The organism is Psychrobacter sp. MES7-P7E (assembly GCF_002863645.1).
Lineage (GTDB): Bacteria > Pseudomonadota > Gammaproteobacteria > Pseudomonadales > Moraxellaceae > Psychrobacter.
The window spans coordinates 118,149-133,932 of the sequence record NZ_PJBU01000111.1 but is presented as its reverse complement, the minus strand read 5'-3'; the positions used below and the strand labels follow the sequence as shown (position 1 = coordinate 133,932).

The window sequence follows — 15,784 nt, the reverse complement described above, 5'->3', positions numbered from 1 at the left end:
CTTCATTATGAGGCGTTTTTTTATAGGTTATACAACTTAAAAACAATTTCAAAAGCGCTCTCAGCTGACATCAATTAAAAAGCAGTCGTCTTATTAATAAACAATTTAGAACTGCCAACTATAGACCACATCTACTGCATTCTCCGCTGCTGAGCTCGCTTCTACATAGATGCGGCGCGTCAATTGATAACGAACAGAAAGGCTGTTTTGCGCGTTGAAAACACCCACGCCATAGCGAATGTACAAATCAGGGGTAACGTAACCTGTGACGTTGACATTGGTGTCCTCGCTACTACCTGAAGCATCGACTGTCAGACTCTGCAAACCAAACGCTTGTCCGATTTGATTGGTCAGGCTACGAGTGCCACTCAGACCAAAGCTCAATCCAGCGGCAGCCAGATTATTGGTCACTTGCGATTTGAACCCTTGCTCACTGATTTGCGTCGCGCTCTTATTATCGATGCGGCCTGTCACCAATGCATTCATGGCTTGTTGCTGGGTCAGTCCTGCATTGTTGAAGACGATAATATTGGGGCTTTCAGTCGTTCCTTTGACACGCAGACCAACTGTTTTGCCATTAATTGTTTTGGCCGCTTCAATACTCAGACTCGGTTTCATCACATCGCCATTGAAACGCACTTGACCATAATTCAGCTCTAGGCTTTGGCCAAAGGCATTGATATTGGTACGGCGTGAGACCTGCACAACACCTCTAGCACGCATGATACCTGTGCCATTCTGAGTAACATTAATCGCCCCTGCCAATGGAATGACGGCGCCAAAACCACGGAAATTGATATCATCGCCCAAATCAACACCGATATCCGCATTGATTGACCAAGGTTTTGAGATAGCCAGTACTTCATCGATATTACCAATCAAACGACGATCTAGGACGACTGCATCTTCAGTTTGAGTAATGATATCTTCGCTGGCTTCAGGCGGACGAATGGTCGCAGACGGCACACTGATCGCCCCTTTTATATCAACATAACGGTCGCCTGGACGCACGATAATATCGATATCAGGATCGATTTCAGCAACCAGTAATGGCGGCTGAGTAATGACTAGGCCTTCACCGACGATACTCAACTTGGCTTGCAGTTTTTGTTGCCAGTTGACTGTCCCTGATAGTTCGCCTTCACCTGTACCACTATTAAATGTGCCATCAATGGTTGCTTGTGTACCGCGGATTTTGGCTGCCACATTTACTTTAGACAGATTCACTGGCAAATCAAGCATCGCTATACGGCCGTCAGAGAGTTTTACATCGCCATAGAACTGTGGTTTGGTTAAGGTGCCGCCTAGGCCACCCGCCATTGTGACATTACCTCTTAGGACGCGCATACCGGGGAAGAAAGGCTTAAATATCGCAAGATCAAGCTCGTTCAGCACCAATGCGCCAGAGATTGGTTTAGGGTCTTTATAAGGATCAACGATCACTTCAGCATAACCACGTGCCCCGCGTCCAGTATTGATATCGGTACGCAGCTTGATACCCTCAGGCACAGACAGAGCAATGAGAGACACACGCTTGTATGGCAAAGTCATTGATGTGCTTTCGCCATCTTGAGCGAGGCCAATCTTGCCATTGTCTGAGTATAACGTGGTATTAATGGTTGGCGGACGACCACGTTGCCATCCGACGATTGCTTTACCATTAATCTTACCATTCCAGTCAATATCTTCTGGTAAGAACACTGAGAATAACGACGTATCTAAATTCTGTAACGCTACATTGACTTCGCCTTGGTCCGGCGATGCTACTAGTTTTTCACGTAGACAGAGCTTGCCAGTTTGATCCGTGGCCTGCCAGCAATGAGCGGCAAGCTGTACTTTTAGATCACGGTTTTCACCACCTTGATTGTAAGGTAAATTCACAATCAGCTGTGCAGGTTGCAACTGATTCAAAGTCGCATATTTAGATCTAATGCGGCCTTTTCCAATGACACCTGACCAACTTAGCCTATCTCGATCAAAACCACCTTTTAGCCTAGCGCCGACATCGAGTTGCTTATTGGCCACATTTAGATCGACCACATGAGACTTTTCGGTACCATTAAAAGACGCTTTGACACTATCGAAACTTTGACCAGCAGCATCTAGACCTTCAGCCGTTACGATTAACTGGCTTGGGCTATTGGCTAAGTTAACCAGCTTGCCGCGTACACGGCCTTGACGCAATATAAAGCCAGGTAGCGCAAGTCGCTCACCGACCAGATCAATATAAATAGTAGGCAGTGCTTGACCAGATGGTTGAGACAGCGTGGCACCGCCAGTGACTTTACCAGCCAGTTGGTTAGACAGCTGATCTAGACTGGTGATATTAATTTTGGTTTGTAGCTGTTTGGCATTGCCGTTAGCCGTGACGTAATTATCACCCCAACGCAGCACCAGATTATTAGCATTTAAGCTATCAATCAAAGCATTTACTTGCTTATACTGTGCTTGGGCATCTTGGGTCTGAAGTTGCTTGAAGTAACTTGCTAAATCTTTAGGCAAACGCATTTTCGCTGATAGGCTGCCTTTGGCACTCAGTTGCTGCCCTTTTAGCATGCCATTTAGATTAACTTGTTTAATATTGACAATCTGCTGCGTGTCACTCCAGCGGCCATCTGTATCAATCGTACCAGTGATAAGGCTTGGAGTATCTTTTAGGAAGTAGCCAATGTTAAAACGATCCATCACCGCGTTGATATCCCATGCAACGCCTTGACGCACATCAACGGTACCGCTGGCATCGATACTACCTGCCGCACCCACATGACGGAAACGGTTGATACGGATCAACTGACTGTCACCACTGGCTTCTATATTTAGCTTACCTGCTGGCAATTGCTCGGCATCTAATATGCCGTTGAAATTTACGGCAAAGCGCTGCAATGTGCCTGCGGTGTTTTTGCTGTTTTTTGGCGCATTTTGCCATTCGCCACTGGTCTTTAGATCGCCTGTGATTATCGCTGGATTATTGGGTAAAAAATAACCCAAGTTGAACTGGTCAAAACGACCATCTATATTCCAGCCGATATTTTTACGTAAGTCGATAACACCTTTCGCATCAACTGCGCCCGCTTCACCTTTATAGTTCAGCTTACGAATACTAATCAGCTTTGGCGTACCCGCAGCATCGATAGATAGACGACCTTGTGGTACATCTGCTGTATCAATCCGACCATCAAAACGCGCATCAAAGACTGACAGCTCACCACCTACGATATCAACACTGGCATCACCAGCACCGGTAATACCGATAGCACGATCTGCTTGCGTCGCATCGAGCTGCGCTTGCATATCGGTATTGTTTAAAGTAATCACGTGACGCTGTCCGCTGACGCCGTTTTTAGTGATATTTAGCAGTCGACCACGCGCACTTATACTACCTGTTAGGCGCTCAAGCGGTAAATCGCTACGATATTTCTTAGGAAGTAAACCTTTGGTACTGGCGTCAATCTGCCATGTCAGTGGACGCTGGTTGCTCGCCAACTGAATCTGTCCTGTGCCGGATAAGTCTCCTACTATGCCGTTATAATTAAGACGATTTATATCTATGACATCACCAGCCTTACGTATACGTAAATCATAGTTGCCCTTGGGGGCAGCATTTAGCTCATTGATAACGGCATTGGCATCGACTGATAGGGTTGAACCACGAACGATGACGTCTGCCTGTCCACTAGGACTGTCGATATTGCCAATATTGGGTACGTTACGGCGGGTTAGATTTTTCCAGTTAGCATCAATATACCAAGGCGCAACCTGCTTAGATTTAGCAGAGGTTTTACCACGGACCATATTGGCATTGATATGCTCACCATCACGCTGACGTAAATCTGCATCGATCTGCGTATTACCAGTGGCATTCTGCTGCTGATAACGCAGTGACAGTCTACCGTTAAGGGTTTGCGGCGCATAAGCTTTAAAGTCAGCATACTCAGCCGGAATAGCTTGGCGAATATTAAAATTACTACCCGTCGCACGCACTGTGGCCTCAAAGCTGTCTTTCCAATCTAAGATACCTTGTAATGCCAAACGTCCCGCTGGCACGTCAGCATCTAGGCGATCTATACGTAGCTGACTATTGGCAATAACGGCGCGGCCTTGATAATGACCTGATGGAATGTCTTTGGCTGTCAATTCAGTATTGATACGCAATCGTATCTCAGAGATGACACCAGAAGCTGTGGCTGTACCGCTTTGTAGGCGAATGTTTTGGCTATCGGCGTAAGGGATAAGAATATCATCCCACTGTAGTTTTGCATCGAACGGCGCACCCGCATCCAACCCCTGTACTACAAAGTCGCCTCTCACATCGCTATCGTTATAACGACTGCGTACTTTACCGACAGTACGTTTAAGCGTTCCCGTTGCAGAGATATTCAATGGGTCGATATAGGCTTTTTCAAGGGCGCTGACTTCCGCAATCGCACTCAAATCTAGTGGATAGTCGCCCTGTAGGTCGATCTCTCCTTGTAAGGCACTGACTTTCACGATATCAGCGTACTGCAAGTCACCACGGCCAACGGTCACCGTACTACCCACCCACGTTAGATCACGTGCCGTAATATCTTGAATAACGATAGGATCTTTGGTTACTTGCTTATAGGTGACTTTCTTAATTTTTGCTTGATCAAAACGCAAATTTACTGGCAACTTTAAGGTTTTATAATCGAACGGTTCACCAGTAGGCGGTTTCTTATTGATAATCTCTATGGTCTGGATGTCTGCATCGCTTAAATGCACTTCTTTTGCAAATACTGCACGCCAGCCTATTTTTACATAGGCCTTATCTACCAATATCTCAAGATCTTCAGTCGCTTCAATATCGATATCAGTGACCCAAATGCCATCGCGCAAGTTACCGCGTCCGTATTTGAAATCAATACCTGTTTCAACACTGATTTTTTCTAATATAAACTTCGTACCAGCGTCAGTCCCTGCCGCATAAAAAAATATGGCAAACATAATCGCCAGTACGATAAGCACCAATACCAGCAGTTTGAGCAGAAATGACAACGGATACCAACGCCTAACGGCACGGGCATCACGCTGTGCTGGATCTTCATCTGGAGCATTATTAGGCGGGGTATTTTCTGTCAGCATGACACTCAACTACGTTAAAAAATGAAGACCAGCAATCGGTACGATAAGTGATGATTAGAACATTTGGAGCTACTAAACATTTGGAACTACTACATTAAGCGATTATAACGGTGACCCAATAAAGAAGTGCAGTCGTACAGGAATGCTTTCCTCTGTCACGCCAGCAGCCACATCGACGCGCACCATTCCTACAGGCGATGCCCAGCGGATACCGACACCAACGCCGACTTTTGTCTCAGTATCAAAATCTTTGTCATAAGCATTACCGACATCAGTAAAGAATGCACCACGGAAACCTGGTTTAAATTCATAGTTATACTCAGCACTACCGACCGCTAGTACCTGCCCGCCCGTTAGATAGCCTTTATCTAATGGTGACAAGCTCTCGTAATCATAACCGCGGATACTCTGATCGCCACCTGCAAAGAAACGCAATTTATAAGGCACATCGTAAAAATCATCCGCCCAGATATAACCGGCATTAGCACTACCTAATACTTGATGTTTTTTGTCTTCGCCAAAGCTATAGATACCACTAACGCCTGCGCGAATAATCGCCATATCAGTATCACTGAATGCGCTATCAGTGCCAGCCTCGATTGAGTAGTACTGGCGCATGCCCTTCGTTGGATTGGTAGCGTTATCAGTATCTGTTTTATTCATACCATAGCCAAATAATAACGCGCGCTGTTTCGGACTTGAAGAGGTAAAGCGGATAGGCAGATCATCTAGTGCTGCCCCATCAACCCCTGTCTCAAGCTCATCCAAGCGATAACGCACAGAGTAGCTGCGATTCCAGCCAGTGTCACTACGAATGTTACGTGCCAAAGCCGCTTTTAGCGTTGTGGTTGATAGATCAAAGTTGCCTTCACCTTGGTCAATCACTTCCTCTTCATAAGTAAGACGTGCATCTAGCTTATCATTGAGCGGGTGCTTCCATGGTCGACTGGCATACACAGCCACGTTTTTGCTGATTCTCGAAACTTCCGTTTCTGCACCTGCTTGATAGCCTTGGCGATTGAGCAAGTTGTAGTCTATTTTTGCAGTGGCGCGAACGCCAGTATCTGTACCATAACCCAGACCAACTTGAGCATCACGTGGTTTATCCGCGTATACAAACACATATAAAGGTACTTTTTTGCTTTCTGCGACGTCTTGCGGCGTTTTACGTCCTGCTAGCGTTGGTGGTACAAAGTTTTCGTCAGCAATCAGACTCTTTTCGTCAGGGAATATCTTTTGCGCGACATTACTGATTGAGTCACTGATTTTTCCCAATAGATTATCGGCTTCCTGATCTTTTTCATCGAGCACGCGATCATTCGGCAAGCGGCTTAGTCGTTCTGCTTTTTGTCTGATGGCTTGCAGCTTATCAAGGGTGGCTTCATCAGCTTCAAAATCAATCGCAGCGATATCCGCTTCATTGACCGTCGCGCCGCTGTTAGCACTCAGAGCATTATCGCTCTCTGCACCTATGTCGCTATTATCATTGACCGTATCTTCTGTGCTAGCAGTTACATTTAAGGCAGCTGCGCCATCATTGCTACTCAGATCTGCAATGCCATCATTGTCCACATTATTAATATCGTCATCTAATGTGTCGTTACCCTCGGTAGCAGCATTGTCAAACGCTAAGGTACCAGCTTCACTACTATCAGTTGGTGGTAGTATCGACTCGACGTTGATCGTATTAAAGTAACGAGTTGCCGATAAGTCATTACTGAACTTCGTGACTGCTGGACGATAAAACGGCTCACCCGGCGTAAAGCCATAGAGCTGTTGTAATAATGAAAGCTCTACTGGTAGCTTGTCAGGGTCTTGGGTCAGCGTATTGGTTTCTTTGTCGTAGGTAAAAAACACCACATCGTCAAACTCGTAACGATCACCCGTGTTATAAACCAACGAGACATCTGCCTTGTTGTCCGGCAAGATGATATCAACAGATTTATTCAGCCAATACTGGTCAAAGTAGCCGTAGGTATTGCTCAAGGACTCTAAAGCCGCTTTACTGCTCTTATAGACACGATGATTAAAAATATCGCCTTCTTGCGGCGGCAAATCTGCCTCAAGCGATGCAAACTCTTCTTGCTCACTGCCCTCACCGCGAATCTCAATAATACGGCTGTCTACCAGTACCGGCTCGCCTAGCTCTTCAATCACCACATTGACTGTATCGCGATCAGGCTGGGTCAAACGCATCTCAACCTCGTAGTAACCCACGGCTTTAGCAGCATTCTGTGCTGTTTCGCGCAAACGTGGCAATGCCGCAGTAAAGTCAATAACCGACTGAACGGAAGTGTCATCCAGTGCTGCTTTGATGTTTTTCATCGGCTGAATATCATTGTCAGCCTCAATCAACTGAGCCTTACCGTTAGGAGAATCTTCAGCGGATACTTGCTCTAGATAAATAGTGGTTTCTACATTTGGCAAAGCCACCACGCCACCGTCATTAAAAAAACGATTGTAGAGACGCGTCACGATATTACCTCTATTACGCGCGCGTGGCCGTGGTCTATTGGCTTGTTCGATACTTTGATCGACGGCCTGAGTATCATTCTGATAATCTGGTAGATAGTCATTCGGATTGATAATGTCTGTTGTCGTACCTTTTACATTTGCAGGCACATTCGTGCCAGCTATCACCTCATCACTACTATCATCAGTCGTCAGGCCATTTTCATTCTTAACAGTAGCTTCATTACTAACGACATCTTCATTGCTAACAGCGCCACTCACCTCAATCGGACGTGACATCCCTTCAGCTGTGCTCGCCTGTTCTTCCGTTGTTTCATTTCTACCCAACGTATCAAGATTGTTCGGAGCTGGCAAGTTTGTCGCATCTAGCTCTACATCGAGACCAATTGGCGATATTGTGTCATCTAACGTAGCGATTGGCGCATCAAAATCACTGTCGTTATTGCTGATATTGATACTGTCAATATCTTGAGCGTTCTGCGTATCCATTGCCGCTAGCTCACGATCGATCTGCTCAGGCGTCATCATTTGATAACCCTGCTGCTGAATCTCAGTTGCTTGTTGCAACAGGTCATCATTAGAAGCGATTGATTGAGCGTTATTTGGATTGTATGAAGTACTTGGACTATCAGTGAAAGTCTCTAGATCTTGAGAGTTATTGTTTTGAGAAGATAAGTTTTGAGCATTGGCATTTTGCTTCGTCGAGTTTTTAGATCCTGACTTTGTCGAGTTAGGTTTTTTAATTCCTAAGCTTTGTTCGCTATAGTCGTCCAATACTGACTGATCAATGATGCCTTGTTCTACTGCTTTTTTTAGACGTAGCGCATCTAGAGCCATATCTAGCTGAGTATCGTCATCGGACAATGTAGCTGACTGCTTGATAGCCGCTTGATCATTAGCAGCTTGACTATTGTTATTCTGCTTACTAAGCGTTCGATTACTATCAGTTTGGTCAGCAGCAGATGAGTTGGTGATAGCGGTATTATTTACACTATTGGTAGTGTCTGCCATTGCCGCAGGTGCCATACCGAACAAACTGGTCGCAAGCGCAGTGCACAATGCCGAACGTCTGAAATTTTTACGCGGTGCTGCTGGATACGTACTTGGATTATTACTATCGTTTTGGACTATGGCTGTGTCACGCTGCATCATTAGACCCTTGCATGCTCGAGTTGAAGGCTGCTTTATCATCTTTACGTCCTATCAGCTCACGCGGCACAATCTTATCAACGATAACGATCGTTAAGTCTGACCGGTGAATAAACTTATAGCAGTTATCTGGAATTAATGGTTTACTACTTTAATTTTATGACTGGTTATCTATAGTGTCGGCTTTAGCACTCTGTGTCTACTGCCTTATAGGTCTACTAGCTTAGAAAAGGCTACTAGCTTATAGATAGCATTAATGGGTAGTAGCCTTTGTTTTCACTACTATTTATACCCTAAAACGCAATCACATAAAATTTATAAATCATAACTTAGTTAAATATCGAATCATAGCATTGACTGCATGTATTTTCACCGAAGCCTTGCTATTATACGGCTTAATATTGATAAAACCTATGCTATATCTTGATATAGTTTTTAATAAAATTTACGATTATTCTCATAAAAAAATTGTCGTTCAGCGCCGCTATTTTCTCTATCAGTCGCGATTTATCTGTAGGAATGTCCATGTCCAACCAGTTTCAGTTATTCAAGCGCCGTCGTTTTAGCGCTATGTTTTTTACCCAGTTTTTGGGCGCATTCAATGACAATATTTTTAAGCAGGCGCTCATACTGGTGCTGACTTATACTGCCGCCAGTAAATTAGGCGTAGAGGTCAGCATTCTTAATAACTTGGCCGCTATGCTATTCATCCTGCCCTACTTTTTGTTTTCTGCTTTGGCAGGCCAGATTGCTGATAAGTATGAAAAATCAAAGCTCACGCAGTTTATCAAACTCCTTGAGCTGATCATTATGGCAGTTGCCGCAGTCGGCTTTGTCTTTGAATGGTATGCACTGCTATTTGTCGCGTTGTTTTTGATGGGCACACATTCGACCTTCTTTGGACCGATTAAATACGCTTATCTGCCGCAAGCGATGAAAGAAGATGAACTGGTCGGCGCCAACGGCCTTTTTCAGATGGGTACGTCGCTGGCTATTTTGGTCGGTATGATTGTCGCTGGTATTTTGACTCAACTATCACAATCCCTGTATTGGATTAGTGCCACGGTGTTGGTTGTCGCTGTTTTAGGATATTTAGCTGCACGATATATTCCTACTATGGCAGCGATGCAGCCTGACCTGAAGATTAACTGGAATATCATTACCACCAGCTTAGCCACTGTACGTTACTTATACTCCTTGCCTTTTTTGTTCTTTATCATTCTTGGTAACAGCTGGTTTTGGTTTTATGGGGCGACGTTTTTGACCCAAGTGCCAGAGTTCAGCAAGGTGATTTTGCTTGGTGATGAGTCAGTTGTTATTTTCTTACTCACATTGTTTTCTGTTGGCGTGTCGATCGGTTCGGTGCTGTGCAAAACATTGACCAGAAATAAAGTCAGCTTGCGTTTATTGCCTTTTGGTATTGCTGGATTAAGTATCTTTGCTATTGATTTGTATTTTTCACTTTCAGGTTTAGATATAAATGTGAATAATGACACATTACTTGGCATCGGTGATTTGTTTAATATAAGTGGTAGCTGGCGGGTGTTTGCAGATTTGTTCTTATTAGGGTTCAGCGGTGGTTTGTATATCGTACCGCTATATGCTTCTATGCAAGCCTACGCACCTAAGAGCCATCGAGCACGTATTGTCGGTGCGAATAATATTTTTAATGCGATATTTATGGTTACATCAGCGATTTTTGCGATTGTTATTTTAAATGTTTTAGGGTTTACGCTACCGCAGCTATTCTTGGTAACAGGGCTATTAAATATTGTGTTTGGTGCGTTCTTATATATTAAACTCAATAAGCATATTAAGCATGCCGTTATCCAAACCAACGATGGTATAGCGCCGTAAATAAGTTCAGTTCCATAGATACAGTCTAATGTTGCGCTGATGACTTCGTTGCTCTTATCGCTATAGCAACCTATGAACTATCTATAGATTATTTATGGGCTACCTAGACAGTAATATTCGAGCCGATAATTTGGATTGTTTGTTATAGTAATACGCATCATGCCGTTGCTTTTAGACGGTAACATACTTTATTTTATTGACAGTTTTTAACACCATCAGGAGTGAATTATGACCCTGCGTCCTTTATCTAAAATTGACCAGTTGTTACTTGGGGTCGATAAGGCATTACGAGCTGTCGTGCCCCATTCCAATCCAAGCACGCGTCCGTTGCCCGTCAGTAGCGATGAGATTCCTGAGCTGACCATCACAGAAGCGCGGCACGTCTCAGGTCTTATGCGTATCAATCATACCGGTGAAGTATGTGCGCAAGGTCTATACCATGGCCAAGCGTTTGCCGCGAAAGATAATGGTGTCAAACAAGCCATGCAACAATCCGCCGAAGAAGAAGTCGATCATTTGGTCTGGTGCGAGACTCGTCTAAGCGAACTTGGTAGCCATGCCAGCGTATTTACGCCGCTTTGGTACGGTATGTCTTTTGGACTTGGTGCAGTCGCAGGCGCGATCTCAAATGAGTTTAGTCTAGGGTTTGTAGCGGAGACAGAAGCGCAGGTCAGCGAGCATCTACAGGATCATATCAAGCAGCTACCTGAACATGATCAGCGCTCAAAAGAAATACTGGCACAAATGGATAAAGAGGAGCTGCATCATCGCGAGCTAGCACTTGCAAGTGGCGGCGCTGCCCTTTCTCCGGCAGTACGTCGGACCATGCGATGGATGGCAAATCGCATGAAAGATACCGCTTATCACTTATAGCTTATCACTTATGGCTACAGGTACTGTGGTTAGTTGCTGTTGTCGATTTTCTTACTAATTAATAGCTGCACAGATTTACGTAGGTTTGCTTAATTCTAGCGATTAACAATCCTACCACAGATAGCGTAAAGCTTAATTTGCTACGGTATTAAAAATTTGTACGATTTTGCAGCAATGCGCTATTTATATTACCGTCCAATCAATGAATAACAACCAAATAAATTAAACAAGGTAACGATTTTTATGAAAGCGATTCTCTCTAGTAGCCACTCTATTAAGTCACCGAAGTTTGCAACGTTGACCGTCATGGCTGCAACCTGTGCCATGCTGTTATCTGCACCTGTAAACGCTGCAGAAACTGACGCCACTGCAACGGCTGTACCTAGTGCAATGGATTCAAGCAAACGTGTGATTCGTCTTGCTCGTCCTAATGCAGCTATCAGTCCTGCTCAAGCCAATGCCGCTCAAACAAGCTTGCCAGCAACACCTGCGAGCAACAGCCAGCCGACTAATGCGCAAACAACTAACATGCAACTAAGCGGCACTCTGCAAAACAACGCATCTGTTAGCACTGCTCAACCTCAAACACCACAAATGATGTCGCCTGCTGCTGCACCTGTCATGAACGGCACTACTCGTGTTTATGAGCCTGGTCCAATGACAGCTACTGGTATCGATCTGCGTAGCGGACAACTTCCGAATATTCCTACACCGCAATTACAGCTCTCAGACATGAGCTTTGTTAAAACTGTACTAATTCCACAACAAAAAGGGCTAGGTACTGATAAGCTTGATGTTAGCTTATTAGATGACTTCATCGCTGATGTATCCCCTAACGCGCGCCACTATCCACCAAACTTCCCTAACCGCACACAGCGTCATTACACTCGTGAAAAAATCAAAGTATTAGCGGATTGGATCGAACCTTATGCTAAGTCGCCAAATGCTTCTTATGATGTGTTGCTTCGTGCTGCTAAGCTAAACGGTATGGGTCGTAACCTAGACTTGGGTTCAGACTACACGGTACGTGGTGGTCAGTATGTCGATCGCGCTATCAAGCTGCAACCTGATAGTGGTGAGGCTAACTTCCTATACGGTATGATGCTATCAGAGGGTGGCGGATTCAAAGAAGGTCAAAAGTATCTAGATCGCGCTGTCGCTCTAGGGTACACCGAAGCAGAACAAAGCTTGGCACAGTCAGATCTACTTAGTGACCGCCGTGCTAATGCGTTAGAACGCCTACGTCGTCTTGAAGGGCAATACCCTAACAATACTGTTATTCCTCAACAAATCAAACTCGTTGAAGAAGGCAAATTCTACATTTGGGATATTCCTGCCCCTGACATCAGTGTAAAACCAGGTGCTTAGAAATTTTATACTTGTTGAGATTAGCTATTGAGGGTTTGATTCATAAGATATTTGTTTAATAAAACCTTCACTAGGTCAAATCTCTAATAAATAATCTAAATCCAAGCTTTAAATACCAAGCGCTTTTGTTTTATATCTATAAGACAAAAGCGCTTTTTTTCGACTAGTAGAAACACTTTCGTTTTAAAACATGCTTTTGTAGAACTGCAAATGAATAGTCTAATGCCAAAAGTTGCGCTACACTCATTATCAATTGCTACTTTCATTATTGATACTCTCATACATAACTACCGTTTATTGGACTGACTTATGACTTTCGCTGGCTTTAGCAAACAGACAGTAATGCATATTAATAAAAAAACCCTGCCCATTACGTCACTTATGCTTTTGGCGGCAGCAGTATTGCTACCAGCGTGTAGTACGGTGACGGTCGATAAACAAGCCTCGGCCAAGACCATCTCAGCGCAGCGCGGCAATATCGTCACTGACAATGCGCTAAGTAGCGACACAACATCTGCTTTGCTATCAGCAGGACTGAATGAGCAAGCCTGTATGCAGCAATTTGACTTATGCTTGACTCAGCTCTCTGATAGTATGCTTAACAGGCACTATCGGCCTGCCTTAGCTATTTTTGCAGAACTGCACTATGCAAAAGCGCGTCAACTATCTGATTCAAAAAACTGTCGTAATGCGCTTGCACGCCCGCCACTTGATCCGTATTACGCCAATGCGCCTTTAAGTAATGAGGATTCAAAAACACAGCAAGAAGAGACTGACCTGTGTTTAACCGATTATCAAGCAAGATTGTTTGATGCCGTCAAATACAGCTACACCTATCTATTTTATGACAGTTTGACCCATGACTTTGAAGGTGCAGAGCAAAATAGTAATAGCCATCGTGCGCAAAACCGTATTCCGAATGACAATGACATCCAAACCCAAGATATTTATAACGCTGCCAGTAACGACGTTATTACTCAAATCTATCAATCGACTGAAAATGCCAATAAATTGATGGGTGATACGAAAGTAGAATACCTGCCAATAACCTCTACCAAGCGTGATAACACCGATGAAGCAGCGATTGCCAATCGACCACCACTAAAGGGCAAAGCAACAGACCAAGTCAAAGTCATGAAAGTGACAGTAGATAACTACAACCTTGATATTTATTTGCCAAACGAAAACAACTATCTGCAAAACGCTCATAAACAAACTTCCGCTTTGGCAGACTTATCATCCACTTATGAGCTGCGACTCTCAGGTCTCAATTCCGTGAGCAAACGCCCCGGCTTAGGCATCAGCTTGGTTGCCTCGTTGGATGATCGCTATACCACCACAATCCGTCAATTATTGGTCGCCTCATTATCTGGTCGGCTAACAAATGAAGATACAAACACGGACGATAGCGAGCCAAGTTCACGTATTTATCCCACTGGACACCTGTTATTAACAGGTCTGATTAAGCCAGATGGCGATAGCGTATTAGACGCGCTAGGCAGTCGTAAGCTTGATATTCATTTATACAATCCGTACCAAACTGAATCCGTCAATATCCTCAACGATGACTACCCACTGGCAGCCAATTTTTCTGCGGGATATGGCTTATGGTTATCAGAAAACCAGTTAGATGGTGTGGGTTATTTAAACTTGATTACTCGCCAACCAGATGCTCAGCTGCCCAAACTCTTCATGCTCGAGCCTTATGATCCTGATAAACGCGTGTTGATTATGTTGCATGGGCTAGCCTCTAGTCCGGCCACTTGGGTCAATCTGACCAACGATATTCTTAATGATGACAAGCTGCGTGATAACTACCAAGTTTGGCAGATATTCTATCCAACCAATCTGCCTATTTTAGAAAATCGCTACCAGATTCAACAGTTAATCAACAGCACCTACCAGCAAACTGATCCCAATGGACAAAATCGTGCCAGTCAAAACAGTGTGATTATCAGTCATAGTATGGGTGCCATTATCGCTCGTATGATGCTATCTGATGAAAATTTAATCGATGATTTAGATAAGCTCAATGATAAAGACATCCTCTCTAGCAATGAGAAGCAGCAAATCCGTAACGCGCTCAAAACGTCTTTTGGCGAAGATGAGTTAAAGGAACGATTTGAGCTACAGGCATTGCCACAAGTAGACACCGCTGTTTTTCTATCTGCACCTTTCCGTGGTACCGATTATGCAGATCGATGGTTCACCCGTGCACTACGCCGCATCGTTTACTTACCCGTAGGTCTGGTCAAGACATTCACGGATAACTTAGCGACTATTGCCACACAAGGCGATTTGGCGCAAAACCCACTAGGAGCATTGTATTTGCAGAATGGTGCCAGCCAGTTAAGTGATAAGTCTTCTTTTATAGAGTTAACCAAAGACATCACTATTAATGAGCGTATCACTTATCATTCAATCATTGCCAATAACGATGCCGATATCACTAAAGGGTTGGCACAAACACAACCAAATGGTGCCAAGATTGATTTGTCGCAAGCGGTAGAAGACAATGCTGGAAATGAAACGGCGAGCGTTGATGTGAGCGATAATACTGAGACATCACAGCTACCACCTGAGCCGCTTGTTGCTGCTGTAACGGTCAATGATGATATCAGTCAAGCACTGACTGAGCGTTTATCAGATGGTATCGTTCCTTATAATAGTGCCCATCTCGATGGTGCCGCATCTGAGACAATTATCAATGGTGGTCATAGTATCCAGACTAATCCGCAGACCATTTTGACGTTGCGAAGAATTTTGCATAAGCAGCTACAAGAATGATGTAGATTTTTGTTATTTCACAAGGTTTTTGACGTATAAATCGTAACCTTTAAACATCAGTCATAGCTTTCAGATAAGCAGTATGTTCGCGCATACTGCTTTGTTTTTAATAATATTAATTTTATTTTTCAATGTTTGAATTATGTTATTTTGATGACTCTTAGGTCTGCAACAGACA

Annotated in this window: 6 protein-coding genes; 4 read left to right on the top strand and 2 right to left on the bottom strand. The window is 44.1% G+C overall.

Features of this window, described 5'->3' with window-relative positions; translation table 11 throughout:
* Positions 1 to 105: 105 nt before the first annotated feature.
* Together CXF62_RS11235 and CXF62_RS11230 are read right to left on the bottom strand one after the other, a co-directional pair.
* Positions 106 to 5,100 carry a translocation/assembly module TamB domain-containing protein gene (locus CXF62_RS11235; protein ID WP_102094422.1) on the bottom strand — a complete coding sequence of 1,665 codons (4,995 nt, stop codon included), beginning with the start codon at positions 5,098 to 5,100 and terminating at the stop codon, positions 106 to 108.
* A gap of 102 nt (positions 5,101 to 5,202) precedes the next feature.
* The gene (locus CXF62_RS11230; protein WP_102094421.1) at positions 5,203 to 8,763 is read right to left on the bottom strand and encodes a BamA/TamA family outer membrane protein; all 3,561 of its coding nucleotides are present in this window, start codon (positions 8,761 to 8,763) and stop codon (positions 5,203 to 5,205) included.
* A gap of 483 nt (positions 8,764 to 9,246) precedes the next feature.
* Here CXF62_RS11230 and CXF62_RS11225 point away from each other — a divergent pair, with 483 nt between their 5' ends.
* The 4 genes from CXF62_RS11225 to CXF62_RS11210 all read left to right on the top strand — a co-directional run bounded on the left by CXF62_RS11225 (position 9,247) and on the right by CXF62_RS11210 (position 15,606).
* Complete coding sequence (locus tag CXF62_RS11225; RefSeq protein WP_102094420.1) at positions 9,247 to 10,578, top strand: MFS transporter; 1,332 nt, start codon at positions 9,247 to 9,249, stop codon at positions 10,576 to 10,578.
* 228 nt (positions 10,579 to 10,806) lie between these two features.
* Positions 10,807 to 11,451 (top strand): 2-polyprenyl-3-methyl-6-methoxy-1,4-benzoquinone monooxygenase, encoded by a 645-nt coding sequence (coq7, locus tag CXF62_RS11220; protein WP_102094419.1) that lies wholly within the window; start codon positions 10,807 to 10,809, stop codon positions 11,449 to 11,451.
* Between the two features lie 243 nt (positions 11,452 to 11,694).
* Positions 11,695 to 12,819: a tetratricopeptide repeat protein gene (locus CXF62_RS11215; protein WP_102094418.1), complete on the top strand. Its 1,125-nt coding sequence runs from the start codon at positions 11,695 to 11,697 to the stop codon at positions 12,817 to 12,819.
* Positions 12,820 to 13,128: 309 nt separating this feature from the next.
* Complete coding sequence (locus CXF62_RS11210) at positions 13,129 to 15,606, top strand: esterase/lipase family protein (RefSeq protein ID WP_228153225.1); 2,478 nt, start codon at positions 13,129 to 13,131, stop codon at positions 15,604 to 15,606.
* Positions 15,607 to 15,784 lie beyond the last annotated feature (178 nt).

Coding starts and splice junctions, on each gene's coding strand:
- CXF62_RS11235 (WP_102094422.1), bottom strand. CDS start 5,100: ATGCTGACAGAAAATACCCCGCCTAATAATGCTCCAGATGAAGATCCA.
- CXF62_RS11230 (WP_102094421.1), bottom strand. CDS start 8,763: ATGATAAAGCAGCCTTCAACTCGAGCATGCAAGGGTCTAATGATGCAG.
- CXF62_RS11225 (WP_102094420.1), top strand. CDS start 9,247: ATGTCCAACCAGTTTCAGTTATTCAAGCGCCGTCGTTTTAGCGCTATG.
- coq7 (WP_102094419.1), top strand. CDS start 10,807: ATGACCCTGCGTCCTTTATCTAAAATTGACCAGTTGTTACTTGGGGTC.
- CXF62_RS11215 (WP_102094418.1), top strand. CDS start 11,695: ATGAAAGCGATTCTCTCTAGTAGCCACTCTATTAAGTCACCGAAGTTT.
- CXF62_RS11210 (WP_228153225.1), top strand. CDS start 13,129: ATGACTTTCGCTGGCTTTAGCAAACAGACAGTAATGCATATTAATAAA.